This window comes from Aeromicrobium sp. PFPM2_SD2, assembly GCF_057364525.1.
The window spans coordinates 1-2,034 of record NZ_JBNFNZ010000436.1 but is presented as its reverse complement, the minus strand read 5'-3'; the positions used below and the strand labels follow the sequence as shown (position 1 = coordinate 2,034).

General features: G+C 68.5%; 2 protein-coding genes and 1 pseudogene. All 3 read right to left on the bottom strand.

All coding sequences use genetic code 11. The features are described 5' to 3' along the window. Positions 1-246: pseudogene (locus AC2W7G_RS14745) on the bottom strand (Fe-S cluster assembly protein SufD); the annotation flags it as partial. 45 nt (positions 247-291) lie between these two features. Beyond that, on the bottom strand, positions 292-1,728 hold the full coding sequence (sufB, locus tag AC2W7G_RS14740) for a Fe-S cluster assembly protein SufB (protein ID WP_485869102.1): 1,437 nt from the start codon (positions 1,726-1,728) through the stop codon (positions 292-294). Next, positions 1,725-2,034, bottom strand: a 310-nt coding sequence (locus tag AC2W7G_RS14735) for a helix-turn-helix transcriptional regulator (RefSeq protein WP_485869101.1), incomplete at its 5' end; no start/stop codon positions are given. The genes sufB and AC2W7G_RS14735, both read right to left, overlap by 4 nt.

The following is a 2,034-nucleotide window of genomic DNA, read 5'->3' as shown; positions in this document are numbered from 1 at the left end:
CGGGCCGAGTCCGGCGGCCGGGACGACCGCGACGCGCACGGCGTCCGGGCCGCTGACCGTGGCGGTCAGGTCGCCGCCGTCGAGCGGCGCCTCGCCATGGACGTCACGCAGCCGCTTGAGCGGCGTGAAGCGCCAGATCTCCTCCAGGCCGTTCGGCACGGCGTGGTCGGCGAGGTCGAAGGACCCCTCCGGGTGCAGGTGGGACTCGACGGGCTCGAGCTCCAGGACGTTGCTGAGGTTCTCCACTGATGTCTTCCTGTGTGAAGGGAACGGGACGGGGACGGACCGGCGTCAGCCGACCGCGCCCTCCATCTGCAGCTCGATGAGGCGGTTGAGCTCGAGGGCGTACTCCATCGGCAGCTCACGGGCGATCGGCTCGACGAAGCCGCGCACGATCATCGCCATGGCCTCGTCCTCCTCCATGCCGCGCGACATGAAGTAGAACAGCTGGTCGTCGCTGACCTTGGAGACCGTCGCCTCGTGGCCCAGCGTCACGTCGTCCTCGCGGACGTCGACGTAGGGGTAGGTGTCCGAGCGGCTGATCTGGTCGACCAGCAGCGCGTCGCACTTGACCGTGCTGGCCGAGCCCTCGGCGCCCTCGAGCACCTGGAGCAGGCCGCGGTAGGACGTGCGTCCGCCGCCACGGGCGACCGACTTGCTGAGGATCGAGCTGGACGTGTTCGGCGCGGCGTGGACCATCTTGGCGCCGGCGTCCTGGTGCTGGCCCTCGCCGGCGAAGGCGATGGACAGCGTCTCGCCCTTGGCGTGCTCGCCCATGAGGTAGACGGCCGGGTACTTCATCGTCACCTTGGAGCCGATGTTGCCGTCGACCCACTCCATGGTCGCGCCCTCCTCGCAGACGGCGCGCTTGGTGACCAGGTTGTACACGTTGTTCGACCAGTTCTGGATCGTCGTGTAGCGGACGCGGGCGCCCTTCTTGACGATGATCTCGACGACGGCCGAGTGCAGCGAGTCCGAGGAGTAGATCGGCGCGGTGCAGCCCTCGACGTAGTGGACGTAGGAGTCCTCGTCGGCGATGATCAGCGTCCGCTCGAACTGGCCCATGTTCTCGGTGTTGATGCGGAAGTAGGCCTGCAGCGGGATGTCGACGTGGACGCCCTTGGGCACGTAGATGAACGAGCCGCCGGACCACACGGCCGTGTTCAGCGCGGCGAACTTGTTGTCGCCCACCGGGATGACCGTGCCGAAGTACTCCTGGAAGATCTCCGGGTGCTCCTTGAGCGCGGTGTCGGTGTCCAGGAACAGCACGCCCTGGGCCTCGAGGTCCTCGCGGATGGAGTGGTAGACGACCTCGGACTCGTACTGGGCCGCGACGCCCGAGACGAGGCGCTGCTTCTCCGCCTCCGGGATGCCGAGCTTGTCGTAGGTGTTCTTGATGTCCTCGGGCAGGTCGTCCCACGTGGCGGCCTGCTTCTCGGTGGACCGCACGAAGTACTTGATGTTGTCGAAGTCGATGCCGTCCAGGTCGGCGCCCCACGCGGGCATCGGCTTGCGGCCGAAGAGCTTGAGGCCCTTCAGGCGCAGGTCGAGCATCCACTGCGGCTCGTCCTTGAGCGAGGAGATGTTGCGCACGACCTCCTCGTTGAGCCCGCGCTGCACGTTCGCGCCGGCGACGTCCGCGTCGGCCCAGCCGAACTCGTAGCGGCCGACGTCCTTGAGCCCGGGGTTGAGCTCCTCGATCGAGTTGGTCTCCTGCGAGATGGTCATGCGTGGCGCCTCTCTGCCTGGACGGTGGTACGGGGAAGGAACGTGGTGCAGACGCCGTCGCCGTGGGCGATCGTCGCCAGCCTCTGGACATGGGTGCCGAGCACCCGGGAGAACATCTCGGCCTCGGCCTCGCACAGCTCGGGGAACTCCCCCGCGACGTGCGCGACCGGGCAGTGGTGCTGGCACATCTGCTCGCCGCGCTCGGTCGAGATGACCGAGGCGGCGAAGCCGTCGCCGGTGAGCGCCTCGGCGAGCACGCGGGCGCGCTCGTCGGGGCTCGGCGGCCTCGACCGCGGCCCTGCAGGT

Bases quoted from the DNA above. Each gene is read 5' to 3' on its own strand.
- sufB (WP_485869102.1), bottom strand. From the start codon at position 1,728: ATGACCATCTCGCAGGAGACCAACTCGATCGAGGAGCTCAACCCCGGG.